The sequence below is a fragment of the Prescottella sp. GW823-FHT02E09 genome, assembly GCF_058797375.1.
In genome coordinates, this window is sequence record NZ_JBXAJP010000019.1 from 1 (window position 1) to 16,735 (window position 16,735).

Below are 16,735 nucleotides of genomic sequence, written 5' to 3' on the forward strand. Positions count from 1 at the left end.
AGATTCGCCAGGCGCTCTCCGTACAACCTCGTTTTCCCAGTCCCTCAGGTCCGGGTCGGTGTCCGTGTCGCTCTGACTTGGAATAAGTTACGCGAACCTTTCACCGAATGCCAAATCGCCTGCTCAGGCCCCATGATTGGCGTACTTTGCGTGAACATCCGGTGCCACGGGGCCCCGTCAGGGCATCTCCACCGTCTCGGCGCGCGCGATCTCCCCGATCGCGGCCCGTACATAGCCGGTGGACGGCACATCGGCGGCCGCCAGGAGATCGGCGATCACCAGGACGGCGCTGCGGAGGTAGTCGGCCTGACCGATCCGTTGCGCGTCGTCGCTCATCTCGGTGAGTCCGAGGGAACCGGTGAGGACGGCGGCCAGTGCCGCGACGTCGAGTCCGGGCAGCCAGGCGAGCGCCGAGCCGGCGACCCGCGTCAGCGCGTCCTGGATGTCGTCCCCCGAGAACCCGTCGGGATGCAGATCCTCGAGCAGGGCACGCACGACACCGGCGTGCACGAGGGACACCTGCTCGAACGGCAGGGCGACCAGTTCCTCCACGGCCTCGCCGAGTCGGTCGGCGGAAGCGGCGCGGGCGGCGGTCAGGGCGTCGTCGGTGGCGATGGCGATCTGCCGTGCGGTCTTCGGCCATTCGCGGGGCCAGGAGTCGGGGCGTGACATCGGTATCACACCGCAGCGCTCAGTGCGACGGACAGCGGCACCGCCGTCAGGCACAGGATGGCAGTGACGAGCAGTCCGATCACGAGCCGCTTGTCCCACTTTCCCCGCGCGCCGCTCGCCGCGAGGACGAACAGGACGAAGCCGATACAGACAGAGACGATGGTGACGATGACAGGCGTGGAGACCATGACTGGATTGTGCCTCAGTCTCCGGCGACCAGGACTTCCGCCAGGTGCCTCCCGTGGCGGTCGGTCAGATCACCGATCTGGGTCCGGCACGAATACCCGTCGGCCAGGATCACCGCGTCCCGCCCGGCGCTCGTGACCGCCGGCAACAGTTGGTGGTCGGCAACGGCGACCGAGACGTCGTAGTGGCCCCGCTCCACCCCGAAGTTCCCCGCGAGTCCGCAGCAGCCGCCGAGCCGCTCGACCCGAGCCCCGGCCCAGCGGAGCAGTGCCGCGTCAGCTCCCCACCCCATCACCGCGTGATGGTGACAGTGCGGTTGCGCGACGACCGTGGTCCCGGACAGGTCCGGCGGCTCCCAGCCGTCCCTGTCGGTGAGCAGTTCGGCGAGGGTGACGGTGGAGTCGGCGACGCGGCGCGCCTCGTCGGTGCCGAGCAGGTCCATGCCGTCGGACCGTAGGACCGCCGTGCACGACGGCTCCATCCCCACGATCGGCGCCCCTTCGTCGGCCAGTGCCGTCACCGTGCGGCCGAGGATCCGGCGGGCGGCATCGAGCTGGCCGGTCGTGATCCATGTCAGTCCGCAGCACTGTCTCCTCGGCGTGAGCCGCGGCCGGAAGCCTGCATCTTCCAGGACGCGGACGGTCGCGACGCCGACCTCGGGCGTGAAGCGGTCGGTGAAGGTGTCGACGAACAGGACCACCGGGTCTCCGGTGGTACGGCGGTCGGCGGCGGTGTCGGCGAACCAGCGCCGGAAGGAGACCGGCGCGAACTGTGGGACGTGGCGTCGTCGATCCGCTCCCCCGAGCGCCAGCGCGGCAGCCGCGACACCCGGAAGCCTGGTGACGGCGTTGACGAGGCGCGGCGCCCGCCCCGCGACGGCAGCCCAGCGCGGCAGCCACCCCAGTGAGTAGTGCGAGACCGGACGCAGGCGCCCCCGATAGCTCTGGTGCAGGACCTCCGACTTGTAGGAGGCCATGTCGACGCCCGTCGGGCAGTCGGACGCGCAGCCCTTGCACGACAGGCACAGGTCGAGGGCGTCGTGCACCTCCGGCGACCGCCACCCCTTGTTCACGAGGCTGCCGTTCACCATCTCCTGGAGGACGCGGGCGCGTCCGCGCGTCGAGTCCTTCTCCTCCCGGGTCGCCAAATAGGAGGGGCACATGACGCCCCCGGTGCCGGTGGTGTCGGCGCGGCACTTCCCGACGCCGGTGCAGCGGTGCACGGCCTGGGCGAAGTCGCCGTCGTCGTCGCGGTACGCGAGCGCGAGGTTGCGACGCAGGGGCGACGTCTGCGGGACCCGGAGGTCGGCGTCGATCGGCCGCGGCTCGACGAGGACGCCGGGATTGAGGACGTTGTCGGGATCGAAGACGTGCTTGACCGCGCCGAACAGGCGCAGCGCGTCGGGCGAGTACATGAGCGGCAACAGTTCGCTGCGGGCGCGGCCGTCACCATGCTCCCCGGACAGCGACCCGCCGTATCGCGCCACGAGTTCCGCCGCGGCGATCAGGAAACGTCGGAAGACGTCGCTGCCGGACGGCCGATCCAGCGGCAGGTCCAGCCGGATGTGCAGGCAGCCGTCGGCGAAGTGACCGTACGGCAGACCGGTGAGGCCGAACTCGGTGAGCAGGGCGTCGAAGTCCCGCAGGTAGGGGCCCATCCGATCGGGCGGGACGGCGGCGTCCTCCCACCCCGCGTACGCGGGTTTGCCGGCGGGGCTGCGTCCGGCCAGACCCGCGCCGTCCTCCCGGATCCGCCACAGCGCCGCGGCCCGCGCCGGGTCGTCGACGACGAGGGCGTCGGCGGCGCGGCAGCCGTCGGCCAGCTTCCGGGCCCGGTCGAGCACTTCGTCACGTGACGGGCCCGCGATCTCCACGAACAGCCACGCCGCACCGCGCGGCAACGGCGGCACGGCCTGCGGTCCGCGCCGTTCGCGCACGACATCGACCAGGCGCGAGTCGATGCCCTCGCAGGCCGTCGGCCCGAACCCGAGGACGGCCTTGGCGTCGTCGCCGGCGGATGCGATGTCGTCGTAGCCGAGCGCGACCAGCACCCGATGCGCCGGATCCTCCACGAGCCGGACGGTGGCCCGCGTGACAATGCCGAGGGTGCCCTCGCTGCCGACGAGGAACTTCACGACGTCGAAGCCGTTCTCCGGCAGCAGGTGCTCGAGGCCGTACCCCGACGCCTGCCGCCCGAAGCGGCCGAATTCGGTTCGGATGGTGGCCAATCCGGCTCGGGTGACGTCGCGCAGCCGGCCCAGGACCGGGGCGCCGGTGGCGGCGGGCAGCGACAGCGCCTCCCCCGCCCCGGTGAGCAGATCCAGACCGGCGACGTTGTCGGACGTGCGGCCGTAGCCGAGAGTCCTTGCCCCGCAAGCATTGTTGCCGATCATGCCGCCGACGGTGCAGCGGTTGTGCGTCGACGGGTCGGGACCGAACCGCAGCCCGTGCTGCGCCGCCGCGCTCTGGAGCACCGCCTGCACGACACCGGGTTCGACGACGGCCGTGTGCGCGTCGGGATCGACCGCGAGCACCCGGCCCAGGTGCCGACTGAAATCGAGGACCACCCCCGGGCCGACCGCGTTGCCCGCGACGGACGTCCCCGCCCCACGCGCCGTGATCGCAACGCCCTCGGCGCGGCAGATGTCGAGCACCGTCGCGACCTCGTCCACCGCCCGCGGGAACACCACGGCGGTGGGCGGCACCCGGTACAGCGACGCGTCCGACGAATACATCGCCCGGGTGGTGCCGTCGTCGCGGACGTCCCGCACCCCCGCGCGGCGCAGCGCGTCGGAGATCGGGGTCCAGTCCGGCATACGAGCAGCCTAGTGCCGTGCCGTGAGCACCACCGGGCCGTCGTCGGTGATCGCGACGGTGTGCTCACTGTGCGCGGCGCGGGCGCCGGTCACGGTCCGCAGGGTCCAGCCGTCGGCGTCGTGCCGATAGTCGTCGGAGCCGTCGGCGATGAGCATCGGCTCGATCGCGAGGACCAGCCCGGCACGCAGTCGCATCCCTTTGCCGGCACGCGCCTCGTTGGGCACGTCCGGGCTCTCGTGCATCACACGGCCGATGCCGTGCCCGCCGTGGTCGGCGAGCAGCCCGTAGCCGAGACCGCGGGCGTGGGCCCCGATCGCGGCACCGATGTCCCCGAGCCGGTTCCCGACCCGGGCGGCGTCGATACCGCGGCGAAGGGCCTCGTCCGCGGCGGCCACGAGTGCCTCGTCGGCGGGATTCGAGGCGCCGACGACGAAACTGATCGCCGAGTCTCCGCACCACCCGTTCAGCCTCGCGCCGCCGTCGATGCTCACCAGGTCGCCGTCGCGCAGCCGATAGTCCGACGGAATGCCATGTACGACAGCGTCGTTCACGGATGTGCAGATCACTCCCGGGAACGGGGTCGGAGCCCAGTTCGGCCGGTAGTTCAGGAACAGCGGATCCGCACCGGCGTCGGCGACGACACGGGCGGCGACGGCGTCGAGTTCACGCAGGCTCACCCCCACCTGCGCGTGTTCACGCGCGGCCGCGAGGGCGTCGGCCACCACGCGTCCCGCAACCCGCATCCGGTCGATCTCCGTCGCGGTCTTCAGTTCGACCATGATTCGCCCTCTCGTTCGGTATCACGAATAACTATACCGGTATTACTATAGGGATCATGGTGCGCGTGCCGCTGACGGCGGAGGAACTGGAACGTGGACAGCGGCTCGGCGAGCTGCTGCGATCAGCACGGGGCGAGACGAGCATGGTTCAGGTCGCGCTCGACGCGGACATCTCGGTGGAGACGCTGCGCAAGATCGAGACCGGGCGCATCGCGACGCCGGCGTTCTTCACGATCAACGCCGTCGCACGCGTGCTCGGCCTCTCCCTCGACGAGATCGCGGCCGCCCTGGACGGATCCGAGGTCAGCCCGGATCGGGCGCCTCGGCGCGCATCTTGATCCGCGCGAGGCGACGGTCCCAGCCGGACGCGATCCGCTCGAGCTGAGCCGCAGCCTCACTCAACCGAGCACCGACCGCGACGAACCGCACCTCGCGGCCGTCACGCTCGGCAGTGACGAGGCCGACGTCCTGCAACACCGCGAGGTGCTTCGCGATCGCCTGCCGAGACACGGGCAACTCTCGGGCCAGCGCGGACGCCGATGCCGGGGACCGACCGAGTCGCAGCAGGATGTCCCACCGGGTGTCGTCCGCGAGCGCGGCGAACACCACGGGAGCTGCGACGGATTCATCCGACGGCATCCACGGCCCCCTCCAGATAGCTCTTGGCGAGCGCCATCTCGACGGCCCAGCCCTCCACGTTGCCGTCGTACTTCTCGCGGCGCTCCATCTCACTGCCCGGCAGCGACGCGAATCCCGTCTCGACGACGGTCAGCACCACGCTGTCCGTCGACGTCTCCGCGATCGTGAACTCCACGAGCGTCGACGGGCCGTCCGCGGACTCGGGATCCGCGAGCCACCGGAACGCGGCGTAGCGGGGCTCGTCGAGCTCCACGGTCACGAACGCGAATGCACCGTGGACGGGATCGTGGACGACGTCCACCTCACCGCGCCGCTCGATCCGGTGCGGGGTGATCTGCTCGTCGTTGATGTACCAGCCGGGTTCGCTGATCAGCTTCCAAACGCGCACCACGGGCGCGTCGATCTCGATCTTCCGCTCGATTCGGTCCAGCACGTCCATCGGTTTCCGTCCCTTCGATTCGACTTCTACCTGCAACTCCAGAATTGCAGATGCGGAGAATTGACGCAACCCCAAGGTTGCATATCCGGTTGCGTCCGGTCTGCCCGAACGCTTCGTCCCGTACGCCCGCAGCGTCCCCGGCTCCGACCACTTCTCACAGGTAGAACCCAGCTAGCTGCGGTAATGTCGCGTCCGGCCAACCGACGGCTGAGCGGCGCCCCGCCCCTTCCGTCCCGCAACGCGAAAGGGGCGATGTGAGCGAGACCCTGCAACTGTCAGACGGGAACATCTCGTCCGCACCGACTCCCACCACACAGACGACCGGCACTCCCACCCGCGTCAGACGAATCCGGATCGCACCCGCCGACATCGTCGCGACCACCTCGTTCCTCGCGCTCGCGGTGTTCGTCCTCGGACGGCAGTGGAAGCATCTCGGCGACGGGTACCTGGTCCGCAGCGGCCAGGACCAGACGATGTGGGAGTGGTTCTTCGCAGTCACCGCGCACTCGCTCGTCAACCTCGAGAATCCGCTGTCGAGCACGCTGCAGAACTACCCGCTCGGCGTGAACCTGATGGCCAACACCGCGATGTTCGGCGTCAGCATCCCGCTCGCCCCGATCACGCTGCTGTTCGGCCCCACCGTCACCTTCACGCTCGCGCTCACGCTGGGCCTGGCCGGCACCGCCACCGCCTGGTACTGGGTGCTGTCGCGGTACGTGGTGCAGTCCCGGTTCGCGGCCGCGGTGGGCGGCGTCTTCTGCGGCTTCGCGCCGGCGATGATCTCGCACTCCAACGGCCACCCCAACTTCGTCGCACTGTTCCTGCTGCCGTTCATCGCGCTACTGGTGATCCGCCTCGGCAGCGGCGAACGCCCGATCCGCAACGGCGTCACGCTCGGCCTCGCCGTCGCCTATCAGATCTTCCTGGGCGAAGAACCACTGCTGATCTACGCGATCGCCTTCGTGATCTTCGGAATCGCCTACGGCGCATCCCAACCCGGTAAGGCGGTCGCCGCACTCCGGCGCGGTTTCAAGGGACTGTGTGTCGCCGGCACCGTCGCCCTCGCGATCGTCGCAATCCCGCTGTGGTGGCAGTTCCTGGGACCCCAGAGCTACCACTCCATCGAGCACGGATCGGTCGGCAACGACCTCAACGCGTTCACCCGCTTTCCCACCCAGTCGCTCGCCGGCGATCCGGGATCCGCGGCGGGCCTGTCGATGAACGCCACCGAGGAGAACGCGTTCTTCGGCTGGCCGCTGCTGCTGCTCACCGCCATGACCGCGGTGTGGCTGTGGCGCCTGCCGATGGCCCGCGCCGCCGCCGCGACGGCTGCCGTGCTGGCGGTGTTGTCCATGGGCGTCGAACTCACCGTCGCCCACACCGAGACCGGCATCACGCTGCCGTGGTCGTGGTTCGCGAAACTGCCACTGCTCGAATCGGTCCTGGAATCGCGCTTCGCGATGGGCTGTATCCCGGCCATCGCGATCCTCCTGGCACTGGGCACCGACCGTGCGATCGCCGCCGGACGCACCGGACAGCGGTCGACGACCCTGCTGTGGCTGGGCTGGCTGGCCGTCGCCCTCCTCCCCCTCGCCCCCGCACCGCTCGACGTCGCCAAACGTGCCCCCGCGCCGGCGTTCTTCGCGGACGGCACGTGGCGCTCGTACGTCTCCGACGGATCGGTGGTCACCGTGCCGCTCCCGCGCCCCGAGGACGCCAAGGCCCTGCAATGGCAGGTCGGGCAGCGCTTCGGGTACCCCATCGCCGGAGGCTACTTCGTCGGACCGGCCGGACCGGAGGACAAGGGCAAGTACGGCCCCGACGACCGCCCGACCGCGCTGCTCCTCGGCAAGACCCAGAGCACCGGGCAGGCCCCGGTCATCGACGACACCACCCGCGCGACCGCGCTCGAGGACCTGAGGTTCTGGAACGCCGACGTCGTCGTGCTGCCGCCCGGCAAGAACCAGCAGGCCCTGCTCACCACCGTGAACCGACTGCTCGGCGTCGACGGACGATGGGTGGACGGCGTCTGGGTCTGGGACGTGCGGAATCTGACCTGACCGGGCGGCTCACCTAGAGTCGAATACCGTGCCCGACGACCTGACCGCCCCGACCTCGTCCGCCGATCGCTCCACCACGAGGGACGTGCGGACCGCCCGTATCGTCGCCATCGTCACCGGCCTGCTGGGCACCATCCTCGCGATCGCGACACCCTTCCTGCCGGTGAAGCAGGACGCGACATCGGTGAGCTGGCCGCAGAACGGCAGCCTCACCAGCGTCGAGGCGCCGCTGGTCTCGTACACCCCGCAGCAGCTGCACGTGACCATCCCGTGCAGCGCCGTCGCACAGCTGGGCGACACCGGCGGGGCACTCGTCTCGACAGCACCCCCGGCTGCGGGCCGCGCCGAGGCCGACGGCCTCGTCATCAAGGTGGATGCCGCGTCGAGCACCGAACCGGCACGACTGCGGGCCGTCCTGCGCGACACCGCACTGCTGTCGATCCCGGTCGACGACCTGCAGGGCTGCACCGAGATCGTGGTGACGTCCGACCCGCAGGGCACCACCGCCGCCGTCGCCGGCCTGCCCGACGAACAGGCGACCACCGTCGACGGTGACGTCCGGCCGCAGATGGTCGGCATCTTCTCCGACCTGCAGGGCACCCCGCCGCCGGGTCTGGACGTCCGCGCCGACATCGACTCCCGGTTCTCCTCGAGCCCCACCATGATCAAGCTCGTCGCGATGATCGGCGCCGTGCTCGCGACGCTGGTCTCGCTCGTGGCACTGCACCGACTCGACGGCGTCGACGGTCGCCGCGCCCGCCGCTTCCTGCCGGCGCGCTGGTGGAAGTTCACCGGCATCGACGGGGTCGTCATCGGCGGTCTGCTGCTGTGGCACGTCGTCGGCGCCAACACGTCCGACGACGGCTACCTCCTCAACATGGCCCGCGTCTCCGAGAACGCCGGCTACATGGCCAATTACTTCCGCTGGTTCGGCGTCCCCGAGGCGCCGTTCGGCTGGTACTACGACGTGCTGGTGCTGTTCACGAAGGTGAGCACCGCGAGCATGTGGATGCGTCTGCCCGCGCTGATCGCCGGGATCCTGTGCTGGCTGATCATCAGCCGCGAAGTGATCCCGCGCCTGGGTCGCGCGGTGCGCACCAACTCCACCGCCGTCTGGACCGCCGGCCTCGTCTTCCTCGCCTTCTGGCTGCCGTTCAACAACGGTCTGCGCCCCGAACCGATCATCGCGCTCGGTGCACTGCTCACGTGGTGCTCGATCGAACGCGCCATCGCCACCGGACGCCTGCTGCCCGCCGCCGTCGCGGTGCTGATCGCGGCGTTCTCGCTGGCCGCCGGCCCGTCCGGAATGATCGCGCTGGCCGCCCTCATCGCCGGATCCCGGCCGATCGTGCAAACCCTGCTCGCGCGCAGCCGGAAGGTGGGCGTCGCCGGGCAGCTCGCGCCGATCCTGGCGTCCGGCACCGTCGTGCTCGTCGCGGTGTTCGCCGACCAGACCCTCGCATCGGTCCTCGAAGCCACCCGCGTCCGCACCGCCGTCGGCCCCAACGTGCCGTGGTTCGACGAGCGCCTGCGCTGGGACGCGCTGCTCAACATCTCCCCCGACGGCTCGCTGGCCCGCCGCTTCGGCGTCTTCGTCATGCTGCTGTGCCTGATCGTGTGCGTGATGATGCTGCTGCGTCGCGGCGGCAAGATCCCCGGCACCGCGGCCGGGCCGTCCCGCCGCATCCTCGGCATCATCTTCGCGTCGCTGCTGCTGATGAGCTTCACGCCCACCAAGTGGACGCACCACTTCGGCGTGTACGCGGGCCTCGCCGGCTCCGTCGCCGCACTGGCCGCCGTCGCGGTCGCCGGCGCGAGCCTGCGCTCCAAACGCAACCGGACGCTCTTCGCCGCCGCCGTGCTGTTCATCCTGGCGCTGTCGTTCACCGGCCCCAACGGCTGGTGGTACGTGTCCAGCTACGGCGTCCCGTGGTGGGACAAGCCGCCGTCCATCGCCGGCAAGGGTTTCTCCACCGCGCTGCTCGGCCTGACGGTCCTCGCCCTGCTGCTGGCCGCCTGGTACCACATCCGCGGGACGTCCCCGCGGGACGAGACGGCCGGCAACGGCAACGGTGGCCGACTCGCCCGGATCCGCCGCTGGTCGCCCGCACCACTGACCCTGGCCGCCGCCGCAGTGGTGCTCTTCGAGGTGCTCTCGCTCCTCAAGGGCGCCGTCGCGCAGTACCCGTCGTACTCGATCGCCCACTCCAACCTGAAGTCCGTGACCGGCGACTCGTGCGCGCTCGCCGACTACGTCCTCGTGGAGGACGACACGAACGCCTCGATGCTGCAGCTGGTGTCCCCGCCCGGGGATCTCGCCGGTGCCGGCGCGTTCGGCGCCACCGAAGCGACCGGTTTCACGGCGAACGGTGTGGCCGGCGACCTCACCGCGGACAAGGAGAATGTCGCCGCCGGTGGCGCGAACAGCGTCGACAGCGGCACCGACTCCGACGCCGAGACCACGACCGGCACCGGCGCCGGCACGGGCGGCGGCACCGAGGCCACCGCGGGCGTCAACGGCAGCAGCGTGTCCCTCCCGTTCGGCCTCGACCCGGCCACCACACCCGTACTCGGCAGCTACCAGTCCGGGGCCCAGCAGAAGTCCGACCTCGTCACCGGCTGGTACGGGCTGCCCGAGCGCAGCGACGACGCCCCGATCCTCACGATCGCGGCCGCCGGACGCATCCACTCCGTCGACCCCGACGGCATCGTCACCGACGGCCAGCTACTCGACGTCGAATACGGCACCCGCACCGCCGACGGCGGTGTCGACGCCCTCGGCCGCATCGCCCCGATCGACATCGGACCGGCGCCGTCGTGGCGGAATCTGCGGGTGCCCCTCGACCAGCTGCCCGCCGAGGCGAACGCCGTCCGGCTCGTCGCCTCCGACACCGGGCTCGCACCCGACCAGTGGCTCGCGGTCACGCCGCCTCGGGTACCGCACATGCAGTCCCTGCAGTCCGTCGTCGGAAGCACCGCCCCGGTGCTGCTCGACTGGTCGGTCGGCCTGGCATTCCCGTGCCAGCGACCGTTCGACCACCACGACGGTGTCGCCGAGGTGCCCGAGTACCGGATCCTGCCGGACCGCGTCGGCGCCCAGGCGACCAATGCATGGCAGGACGCGATCGGCGGCGGCCCGCTCGGCTGGACGCATCTGTTGGTGAACGCCCAGACCATCCCGACGTACCTCGACCAGGACTGGCGACGCGACTGGGGTTCCCTGGAACGATTCACCCCGATCGTCCCGTCGGCGCAGCCCGCCGGGATCGATGTGGAGCAAACCACCCGCTCAGGCCTGTGGTCGCCCGGTCCGATCCGGAACACACCACCCGCGTGACCTGCCTGTGAAGTACCTGAGAGGGATCGGGCTCATTTAGGTAACGGAAACATCTCGCCTACCATCGACAAACGTGCCAGACGTTGTGACAGCCCCCGCGCCCGGTCCCGAAGCCAGCGCTCCGCCCCCGGCTTCCCGTACCCGAAACGCGGATGTCCGCAACGCTCGGCTGATCGCCGTCGTGACCGGCCTGCTCGGAGTCCTGCTCGCGCTCGCGACACCGTTCCTGCCGGTCACCCAGACCGCAGCGACCGTGTCGTGGCCCGACGGCCCCGTCGCGGCGAACGTCGAGGCGCCGCTGATGTCGCAGGCGCCGGTGTCGCTGTCGGCGACCATCCCGTGCCGCGCCGTCGCCGAACTGCCGGACGCGGGCGGCATCCTGCTGGCCACCGCACCCCCACAGGGCGAGAAGGCCGCAGTCAACGCGATGTTCGTGCGCGTCTCCTCCGAGACCGTCGACGTCCTCGACCGCAACGTCATCGTCGCGAGCGCACCGCGCGCCGACGTCGAGTCCGGACAGTGCACCGAGATCCGGATCGCCTCCGACGTCACCGGCACCACCGCGGAGTTCGTGGGCCTGACGAACGACGACGGCGAACCGGTCAAGGGCGAACTGCTCCACGACTACCGCCCACAGGTCGTCGGCATCTTCACCGACCTCGACGGCCAGTCGGTGCCGGGCCTGAACTTCACGATGGACGTCGACTCGCGTTTCTCGTCGAGCCCGACGCTGGTCAAGCTCGTCGCGATGCTCGGCGCCGTCCTCGCGACCGCCGTCTCGCTGGTCGCGCTGCACCGCCTCGACAGCGTCGACGGCCGCCGCTCCCGCCGCTTCCTGCCCGCCCGCTGGTGGAAGCTGACCGGCGTCGACGGCGTCGTCGTCGGTACCCTCGTCGGCTGGCACTTCTTCGGCGCCAACACCGCCGACGACGGCTACCTGCTCACCATGGCCCGCGCGTCCGAGCACTCGGGCTACATGGCCAACTACTTCCGCTGGTTCGGCGTCCCCGAGGCCCCGTTCGGCTGGTACTACGACGTCCTCGCCGCGATGGCGAAGATCTCCACCGCCAGCCCGTGGATGCGCCTGCCCGCGCTGCTCGCCGCCGTCCTGTGCTGGATGGTCATCAGCCGCGAGGTGATCCCGCGCCTCGGTCGCGCGGTGCGCACCAACTCCGTCGCGCTCTGGACCGGCGGCCTCGTGTTCCTCGCGTTCTGGCTGCCCTACAACAACGGCCTGCGCCCCGAACCGATCGTCGCCGTCGGCGCGCTGCTCACGTGGTGCTCGATCGAACGCGCCATCGCCACCGCGCGACTTCTTCCCGCCGCGATCGCCGCACTGATCGGCGCGTTCACCCTCGCCGCCGCCCCGACCGGCCTGATGTGTATCGCCGCGCTGCTCGCCGGCATCCGTCCCGTCACCCGGCTCATCGTCCGCCGACGGCACCGTATCGGCACACTGTCGCAGCTGCTGCCCCTCGCGGCAGCCGGTGTGCTCGTGCTGGTCGTGGTGTTCGCCGACCAGACCTGGGCGGCCGTCATGGAGGCCACGCGCGTCCGCACGATCATCGGCCCGAACCTCGAATGGTTCCAGGACTACCAGCGCTACTACTTCCTGTTCGTGCAGACCACCGACGGTTCGCTGGCCCGCCGCTTCGCGTTCCTGACGATGCTGCTGTGCCTCTTCACGGTGCTGTTCGTGTTCCTGCGCCGCAAGCGGATCCCCGGCGTCGCCGCCGGACCGTCGTGGCGCCTGATGGGCATCGTCTTCGGAACGATCTTCTTCATGATGTTCAACCCCACGAAGTGGACCCACCACTTCGGGGCGTACGCGGGCATCGCCGGATCCCTCGCCGCACTGACCGCCGTCGTCGTGTCGGCCAGTGCACTGCGATCGCGGCGCAACCGCACCATGTTCCTCGCCGGACTGCTGTTCGTGCTCGCACTGTCGTTCTCCGGCATCAACGGCTACTGGTACGTCTCGAGCTACGGCGTGCCGTGGTTCGACAAGACGGTGCAGTTCGACGGACGCGAATCGTCCACGCTGTTCCTGGTTCTGTTCGGCCTGGCCGTCGCACTGATCGCCTGGCAGTACCTGCGGGAGGGCTACGCTCCCCCGCCCGAGAAGCCCACCAGCGCCAAGGGCCGGCGGATCCGCAAGTTCGCGGCCGCCCCACTGACCGTCATCGCCGGACTGATGGTGCTGTTCGAGGTGCTCTCGCTGCTCAAGGGCGCGGTCTCCCAGTACCCGGCGTACTCGCTGGGCCGCTCCAACGTCGAAGCGCTCGCCGGCAAGACCTGCGGCCTCGCCGACGACGTGCTCGTCGAACAGGACCCCAACACCGGCGCCCTGACGCCCCTCGTCGACCCGGCGAACCCCCTCGCCGACCCCGGTGATCCGCTCGCCGGTACCAAGCCCGTCGGCTTCACCCCCAACGGTGTACCCAGCGACCTCACCGCCGACTACGTCGAGGTCAAGGCCGGCATGGGCAACACCGACAGCCAGAGCATCGGACCCACCTTCGAGACCGGCGGCGGATCCGGCACCACCGGCGGCGTCGGCGCCCTCGGCGTCAACGGCAGCACCGTCAAACTGCCGTTCGGACTGGACCCCGCCCGCACCCCGATCCTCGGCAGCTACCAGGACGGCGTCCAGCAGCAGGCATCCGTCGTATCCAGCTGGTACCAGCTGCCCGAACGCAGCGACGACTCCCCGCTCGTCGTGATCTCCGCCGCCGGCCGCATCTGGTCCGTCGACCAGATCAGCGGACAGACCAACTACGGGCAGCCGCTCAACCTCGAATACGGCAAGCGGCAGCCCGACGGCACCGTCGACATCCAGGGCACCTACGTGCCCCGCGACATCGGCCCCGCACCATCCTGGCGGAACCTGCGGATCCCGCTCGACGAACTGCCCGCCGACACCGACGTCGTCCGGATCAACGCGGCCGACCCCAACCTGACCGGCGACCAGTGGTTCGCGTTCACGCCGCCGCGCGTACCCAAGCTCGAATCGCTCAGCAGCGTCGTCGGCACCGAACAGCCCGTCCTGCTGGACTGGGCCGTCGGACTGCAGTTCCCGTGCCAACGTCCGTTCAACCATCTCGACGGAGTCGCCGAGATGCCGAACTACCGGATCCTGCCCGACCGGCCCCTCGCCGTCAGCTCCACCGACACCTGGCAGTCCCTCGAGAACGGCGGACCCCTCGGCTGGACCGAGATGCTCGCCGGCGCCACCACCGTCCCGACCTACCTGGACAACGACTGGGGCCGCGACTGGGGCTCCCTCGAGCGGTACGACCGGCACTATCCCGACGCCACGACGGCCACCGTCGACACCGAGCAGATCAACCGCTCGGGCCTCTGGTCCCCGGGCACGCTGCGGGTCTACGAGCCGTAGGGCCCTGATCGCCCCGGCCGAAAGCTGAAGGGTCCCTTCACGCGCTGACAGCGTGTGAAGGGACCCTTCAGCCGTTATCCACAGGGTGTGCAGTTATCCACACCCACAGGTGACGGCATCGGCGCTGGAGGGCAGGCCGAGCGACGGCGACGAGGCGTCAAGGTGTCGATAATGGGGGTAGGTATGTCGGGCTCCGCCATCAGTTTTCGCTGCCGACCGGAGGGTCCCTGGCAGCGCATCCTCCCCGGCCTCGTCCTGATGCACAACGGTGTAGCCGGTCAGCGCGAGCGGCGAACGGCGGCGCTGCTCTACTGCGGCTCGGACGCCCTCCTCACCGGCCGATCGGCCCTAGCCGAGCACGGATACCGCTCGTCCGAGTCCTTCTCCGACGTGCACGTCCTGATCCCGCACGAGAGCCGCACCCAATCGGCCGGCTTGCACGACCCGACGGATCGCCACAGGACAGCTGAAGGGACCCTTCATGCGCTGCAAGCGCACAAAGGGTCCCTTCAGCTGGGGAACTCGATCAGAACGGCAGCAGGTGATGCTTGCGCGGGTTCTTGAACACCGTCTTGTCGCGGAGCAGGGTGAGTGCCTTGCGGATCTCGAGGCGGGTGGTCGACGGCTCGACGACCGCGTCGATGTAGCCGCGCTCGGCCGCGATGTACGGCGTCGCGACGTGCTCGTTGTAGAAGTTGATGAGCTGCGCACGAACCGCGGGGGCGTTGTCGCCGGCGGCCTCGATCTGCTTGCGGCCGATGAGGTTGACCGCACCCTCGGCACCCATGACGGCGATGCGAGCGGTCGGCCACGCCAGGTTGACGTCGGCGCCGAGCTGCTTGGAGCCCATCACCGCGTACGCGCCGCCGTACGCCTTGCGAACCACGACGGTCACCTTCGGGACGGTCGCCTCGACGTACGCGAACAGGAAGCGGCCGCCGCGCTTGATGACGCCGACCTTCTCCTGCTCCACGCCGACCAGGAAGCCCGGGGTGTCGACGACGAACACCAGCGGAATGTCGTACGCGTTGCAGACCCGCACGAAGTGCGCGCCCTTGTCCGACGCCGCGGCGTCGAGCGCGCCCGACAGCTGCATGGGCTGGTTCGCGACGACGCCGACCGGGCGGCCGTCGACTCGCGCGAAGCCGGTGATGAGGTTCTGTGCAGACTGGCTGCGGACCTCGAGGAACTCGCCGTCGTCGAAGATCTTGATGAGGATGTCGTGCATGTCGTAGCCGGCGTTGTCGGCGTCGGGCATGAACGTGTCGAGCGACAGGTCGTCCTCGGTGATCTCCGGTTCGAGGCCCGGATTGATGATCGGCGGCTTCTCGGTGCAGCTCGACGGCATGTAGCTGAGGTACTGGCGCGCGTACTCGAACGCGGCCTTCTCGTCGGCCGCGACGTGATGGATGTTGCCGTACTCGGCCTGGTTCCGGGCGCCGCCCAGCTCGTCGAGGCTGACATCCTCACCGGTGACGGACTTGATGACGTCCGGGCCGGTGACGAACATGTACGACTCTTCGGTCGCGATGACGATGTCGGTGTTGATCGGCGCGTACACGGCACCGCCGGCGCACTTGCCGAGGATGATCGAGATCTGCGGGCACATGCCCGACAGCGGCTCCTGGCGACGCCCCATCTCGGCGTACCACGCGAGCGACGTCACCGCGTCCTGGATGCGCGCGCCCGCGGACTCGTTGATGCCGACGACGGGGCAGCCGATCTTGATGGCGAAGTCGTTGACGGCAGCGACCTTGCGGCCGAAGATCTCGCCGGCCGCACCGCCGAACACCGTCTGGTCGTGCGCGAACACCGCAACCGGACGGCCGTCGACCAGTCCGTGGCCGGTGACGACGCCGTCACCGTACGGGTTGGACGCGTCACCGGGCTGCCGGGCCAGCTGGCCCATCTCGACGAACGTGCCCGGATCGAGGAGCATGTCGATGCGCTCGCGCGGCGTCGGCAGGCCCTTGTCCTTGCGCTTCTGGATCGCCTTCGGGTTACCCGGGGCCTTCGACAGCTCGAGCTTTTCGTGCAGTTCCGCAAGCTTTTCTGCGGTGGTGGTGCTCACTCAGTTGCTCCGCTTCTCGATCTCGGCCAGCTTGTTCGACAGGTCCGCGCCGACCTTGGAGATGTAAGGCTCGTCGACGATCTGGATGTGATCGCCACCGATGTAGACGACCTCCAGGTTCTTCGCCACCTCGCCCCAGCCACCGTCGGGCTGACGGGTCCCGAACGAGGGCTCGAGGTTGATCGCGTCCTCGTGGTAGCTGTCCGCCATGTACAGCACGACGTCGCCGTCGTACTGCTGCGGGTCCGCCGTCTGGATGGCCCGGTTGTCGAGCCACGACGTGCGCTGGTGCTCGATGATGCCGCCGGGGATCTTCGCGCCGCTCAGCTTGAGCAGGTC

The 16,735-nt window shown here is 69.8% G+C and carries 12 protein-coding genes; 4 read left to right on the top strand and 8 right to left on the bottom strand.

Annotation, left to right across the window (positions count from 1 at the left end):
* Window positions 1-177 precede the first annotated feature (177 nt).
* The 4 genes from AC1RIF_RS27120 to map are packed head-to-tail and all read right to left on the bottom strand — an operon-like array spanning window position 178 to window position 4,453.
* A complete protein-coding gene (locus tag AC1RIF_RS27120) occupies window positions 178-672 on the bottom strand; it encodes a hypothetical protein (RefSeq protein WP_492604481.1) in 495 nt (164 codons plus the stop codon).
* Window positions 673-677: 5 nt separating this feature from the next.
* Window positions 678-860: a hypothetical protein gene (locus AC1RIF_RS27125; protein ID WP_492604482.1), complete on the bottom strand. Its 183-nt coding sequence runs from the start codon at window positions 858-860 to the stop codon at window positions 678-680.
* Between the two features lie 14 nt (window positions 861-874).
* On the bottom strand, window positions 875-3,673 hold the full coding sequence (locus AC1RIF_RS27130) for an FAD-binding and (Fe-S)-binding domain-containing protein (protein WP_492604483.1): 2,799 nt from the start codon (window positions 3,671-3,673) through the stop codon (window positions 875-877).
* A gap of 9 nt (window positions 3,674-3,682) precedes the next feature.
* Window positions 3,683-4,453, bottom strand: a complete 771-nt coding sequence (gene map, locus AC1RIF_RS27135; RefSeq protein WP_492604484.1) for a type I methionyl aminopeptidase — start codon at window positions 4,451-4,453, stop codon at window positions 3,683-3,685.
* Window positions 4,454-4,509: 56 nt separating this feature from the next.
* Here map and AC1RIF_RS27140 point away from each other — a divergent pair, with 56 nt between their 5' ends.
* The gene (locus AC1RIF_RS27140) at window positions 4,510-4,791 is read left to right on the top strand and encodes a helix-turn-helix domain-containing protein (RefSeq protein WP_492604485.1); all 282 of its coding nucleotides are present in this window, start codon (window positions 4,510-4,512) and stop codon (window positions 4,789-4,791) included.
* Here AC1RIF_RS27140 and AC1RIF_RS27145 read toward each other — a convergent pair.
* Window positions 4,757-5,092 (bottom strand): ArsR/SmtB family transcription factor, encoded by a 336-nt coding sequence (locus AC1RIF_RS27145; protein ID WP_492604486.1) that lies wholly within the window; start codon window positions 5,090-5,092, stop codon window positions 4,757-4,759. The two genes, AC1RIF_RS27140 and AC1RIF_RS27145, sit on opposite strands and share 35 nt — an antisense overlap.
* Window positions 5,079-5,531, bottom strand: a complete 453-nt coding sequence (locus AC1RIF_RS27150) for an SRPBCC family protein (RefSeq protein ID WP_492604487.1) — start codon at window positions 5,529-5,531, stop codon at window positions 5,079-5,081. Before AC1RIF_RS27150 ends, AC1RIF_RS27145 begins: the two co-directional genes overlap by 14 nt.
* A gap of 254 nt (window positions 5,532-5,785) precedes the next feature.
* On the opposite strand from AC1RIF_RS27150, the gene AC1RIF_RS27155 reads away from it, so the two are divergent.
* From AC1RIF_RS27155 to AC1RIF_RS27165, 3 genes are all read left to right on the top strand, one after another.
* The gene (locus AC1RIF_RS27155; protein WP_492604488.1) at window positions 5,786-7,591 is read left to right on the top strand and encodes a glycosyl transferase; all 1,806 of its coding nucleotides are present in this window, start codon (window positions 5,786-5,788) and stop codon (window positions 7,589-7,591) included.
* Window positions 7,592-7,619: 28 nt separating this feature from the next.
* Window positions 7,620-10,928 carry an arabinosyltransferase domain-containing protein gene (locus AC1RIF_RS27160; protein ID WP_492604489.1) on the top strand — a complete coding sequence of 1,103 codons (3,309 nt, stop codon included), beginning with the start codon at window positions 7,620-7,622 and terminating at the stop codon, window positions 10,926-10,928.
* 73 nt (window positions 10,929-11,001) lie between these two features.
* Window positions 11,002-14,325, top strand: coding sequence for an arabinosyltransferase domain-containing protein (locus tag AC1RIF_RS27165; RefSeq protein ID WP_492604490.1), 3,324 nt, complete (start codon window positions 11,002-11,004; stop codon window positions 14,323-14,325).
* A 526-nt stretch (window positions 14,326-14,851) separates the two neighbouring features.
* Here the strand turns inward: AC1RIF_RS27165 and AC1RIF_RS27170 are convergent.
* Together AC1RIF_RS27170 and AC1RIF_RS27175 are read right to left on the bottom strand one after the other, a co-directional pair.
* Window positions 14,852-16,396, bottom strand: coding sequence for an acyl-CoA carboxylase subunit beta (locus AC1RIF_RS27170; RefSeq protein ID WP_492604491.1), 1,545 nt, complete (start codon window positions 16,394-16,396; stop codon window positions 14,852-14,854).
* A partial coding sequence (locus tag AC1RIF_RS27175) for a thioesterase domain-containing protein (RefSeq protein WP_492604492.1) occupies window positions 16,397-16,735 on the bottom strand: 339 nt, incomplete at its 5' end. It lies immediately after the preceding gene.

Excerpts from the sequence above, each read along its gene's own strand:
- AC1RIF_RS27125 (WP_492604482.1), bottom strand. The coding sequence starts at position 860 with ATGGTCTCCACGCCTGTCATCGTCACCATCGTCTCTGTCTGTATCGGC.
- AC1RIF_RS27145 (WP_492604486.1), bottom strand. The coding sequence starts at position 5,092 with ATGCCGTCGGATGAATCCGTCGCAGCTCCCGTGGTGTTCGCCGCGCTC.
- map (WP_492604484.1), bottom strand. The coding sequence starts at position 4,453 with ATGGTCGAACTGAAGACCGCGACGGAGATCGACCGGATGCGGGTTGCG.
- AC1RIF_RS27130 (WP_492604483.1), bottom strand. The coding sequence starts at position 3,673 with ATGCCGGACTGGACCCCGATCTCCGACGCGCTGCGCCGCGCGGGGGTG.
- AC1RIF_RS27120 (WP_492604481.1), bottom strand. The coding sequence starts at position 672 with ATGTCACGCCCCGACTCCTGGCCCCGCGAATGGCCGAAGACCGCACGG.
- AC1RIF_RS27150 (WP_492604487.1), bottom strand. The coding sequence starts at position 5,531 with ATGGACGTGCTGGACCGAATCGAGCGGAAGATCGAGATCGACGCGCCC.
- AC1RIF_RS27140 (WP_492604485.1), top strand. The coding sequence starts at position 4,510 with ATGGTGCGCGTGCCGCTGACGGCGGAGGAACTGGAACGTGGACAGCGG.